At 41.1% G+C, this 2,525-nt stretch carries 4 protein-coding genes and 1 pseudogene; 4 read left to right on the top strand and 1 reads right to left on the bottom strand.

What is annotated here, in order from left to right:
• From JZU62_RS04985 to arfB, 3 genes are all read left to right on the top strand, one after another.
• Positions 1-429 (top strand): cation-translocating P-type ATPase C-terminal domain-containing protein (locus JZU62_RS04985; RefSeq protein WP_295012511.1); only part of this gene is annotated, 429 nt, incomplete at its 5' end.
• Positions 430-503: 74 nt separating this feature from the next.
• Positions 504-1,361, top strand: coding sequence for a hypothetical protein (locus JZU62_RS04980; RefSeq protein WP_295012509.1), 858 nt, complete (start codon positions 504-506; stop codon positions 1,359-1,361).
• Entirely contained in the window at positions 1,362-1,784 is a 423-nt protein-coding gene (gene arfB / locus JZU62_RS04975; protein WP_295012507.1) for an alternative ribosome rescue aminoacyl-tRNA hydrolase ArfB, read from the top strand.
• A 29-nt stretch (positions 1,785-1,813) separates the two neighbouring features.
• Here arfB and JZU62_RS04970 read toward each other — a convergent pair whose 3' ends face one another.
• Complete coding sequence (locus JZU62_RS04970) at positions 1,814-2,236, bottom strand: host attachment protein (protein ID WP_295012505.1); 423 nt, start codon at positions 2,234-2,236, stop codon at positions 1,814-1,816.
• Between the two features lie 134 nt (positions 2,237-2,370).
• Here JZU62_RS04970 and JZU62_RS04965 point away from each other — a divergent pair.
• Positions 2,371-2,525: pseudogene (locus JZU62_RS04965) on the top strand (mechanosensitive ion channel family protein); the annotation flags it as partial.

Genomic DNA, 2,525 nt, shown 5'->3' with positions numbered 1-2,525 from the left:
TATTTTAGAGCCTTCGGATTTTTGGGACTTCTCAGCGGCGTGATGTCGATGGGGCTGTTTTGGTTTTATCTTAATGCTCACGGATGGAGAGGGGAGACGTTGTCGTGGAGCGATCCGCTCTATCTCCAAGCCGCGACCTTGACCTTTGCCGCCATCGTTTTTGCCCAAATCGGTAACGGACTTTCATGCCGAAGTCAAAGAGAATCGCTTTTTAGCATCGGGTTATGGAGCAACCGTTTTTACTGGATGGGTGTTGCGGCAGAGCTTGGAGTGCTAGCTCTTTTGATTTTCGTGACGCCACTCGGTGCGATATTCGGAACCGAGCCGTTTGATCCAATCTATTGGTGGGCAGTTGTCGCAGTTGCCCTCATTGTGTTAATCGCCGAAGAGAGTCGTAAATGGGGAATACGACATTTTGAAAAGCGTTAACTTTTTGACATCATTAAAGCCATTTTGGGTACACTAAAGAACTTTAATATACTGGAACATAACCCATGAAACAGATGATGCAGATATATCGGGATAATCGGGAAGCGGTAGAGGGTTTTTTACTTACTACCATCAGTGACAATCCTCAGCACGATTTCGATGATGTGCAAGTCCGTAACTTTTTCAAACGTCTACCTTGTTTAAGTGACATGTATTTGATAGATGAGAAAGGGGAACAGATCACCCCGACATGGCGTAGAAACACTCATGATGCAACACTTAAAGGGACAGATCGAACCTATTTTATTAACCGTATCCAATTCAATGAGAAGGGCAATTATGTCTCAAGTCCTTACATTTGTGCCAATAGCGGTCAACCCAAAGTTTCTGTTGCCCGTAAATATGAGGATGGACGGATCGCCGTGTTTGATCTCGACGTGGTTGCAGTGCTGGGTAAGATGCATCTGATTGAGAGTACGCGCTTCATTTCTAAGCTCTCTGTATGGGTTTACGGACTGCTTGGAGGTGGACTTGTATTATTGGCTATGTTTTTGGGTGGATATGGATTATTGGGATTTGTCAAAGCACTTATGAGTTCTGGGGATGAAACGCTTCAGTATGTCTTTAAATCTATCATTGGTATCACGCTGGCGATAGCAATTTACGATTTGTCAAAAACGATTTTGGAGCAGGAAGTATTTTACCGTTCCCTAACCCTCGAAGAGGGGAGTGAATACAAAACATTGACCAAATTTTTGACCTCGATCATTATCGCTCTCTCGATCGAATCGCTGATGGTCGTCTTCAAAGTTGCTATCAACGATATTCGAAATATGCATTTTGCATTTTATCTTATTAGCGGTGTCGGTATTTTGATCGTCTCTATGGCGGTATTAAACTATGTCAGTCATAAAAAACAAGGGCACGAATAATTGATAGAAATAACCTCTACCCTCACTCTACCCGATACCGAGATAGAGATCACCGCGATCCGCTCTCAGGGAGCAGGGGGACAAAACGTCAACAAAGTCTCCACCGCCGTCCATCTCCGTTTCGATATCAATGCCTCTAGCCTTCCCGATATCTATAAAGAGCGGCTATTAGAGATCACCGATCACCGTATCACCAAAGACGGTATCATCAACATCAAATCCCAAGAATCGCGTTCTCAGGAAGAGAACAAAGAAGCGGCATTAGAGCGGCTGAGAGAACTGATCAAAAGCGTCACCATAGTACAGAAAAAGCGCCGCGCGACCAAACCGACCCGAAACTCACAAAAACGTCGGATGGACAGTAAAACGAAGCATGGGAATACTAAGAAGATGCGGGGGAAAGTGAACGCCGCAGAGGGGTAATTAGCTTCCTCTCTTATTGTAAATTAGTCTCAAAAATGCGAGAGCAAATCCTCTACCGGACATTTGACGAGATCTGCGGCTATGTTTTTGGTAAGCGCTTTTTGTGCTCTATCTGATAACGCAGATGTTAACTCTTTATAATGTTTAGTAGGAAATGCTAGATAAGCGGAAGAGGGTTGTGAATTTGCTAATACTTTAGAAATATCTTCTGCAATTTTTTGCACCAAGCGTTGTTCATTTTCATGTTCAGCACCCAAATCATCTCCGCTTACGTGCTCAAATCGGCCTCGTCCATCACTGAGCGTTTCAGATACATTTACTCGACCTTCGATATAGTTCAAATCGTTTTGAAGCTCTAAATGGTAGCGGTTTGTTGCCGTTATCATCTGTACTTTATAACTTTTGAGTTCACCCATATCTGCCACAATAATAATTTTGCCGTTATGTTCCATTATAGTTCCTTATTGTTTTGATGAGTTTTTAATAATTATATTTTATTATACTACTTAAATCATAAAAAAAAGATTATAGCTTTAATATAGAAATACTTTATAATAGTGCCACTAATTATCTACAGGATGTTATTATGGATAAAGAATTAGCCTATATCAATCAGTTTTATATGAAAGCAATTGAATTCTTAGCTAATTATAGCTTTCAAATTATTGGTGCACTCATTATCGTCACTATTGGGTGGTTTTTATCGAAATATGTTTTTAATCTATTGATGAAATTTTTTGA

It is taken from the genome of Sulfuricurvum sp. (assembly GCF_019163035.1).
GTDB lineage: Bacteria > Campylobacterota > Campylobacteria > Campylobacterales > Sulfurimonadaceae > Sulfuricurvum.
Note: the sequence above shows the minus strand (reverse complement) of the source record. Positions and strands in the feature narration are given on the sequence as shown.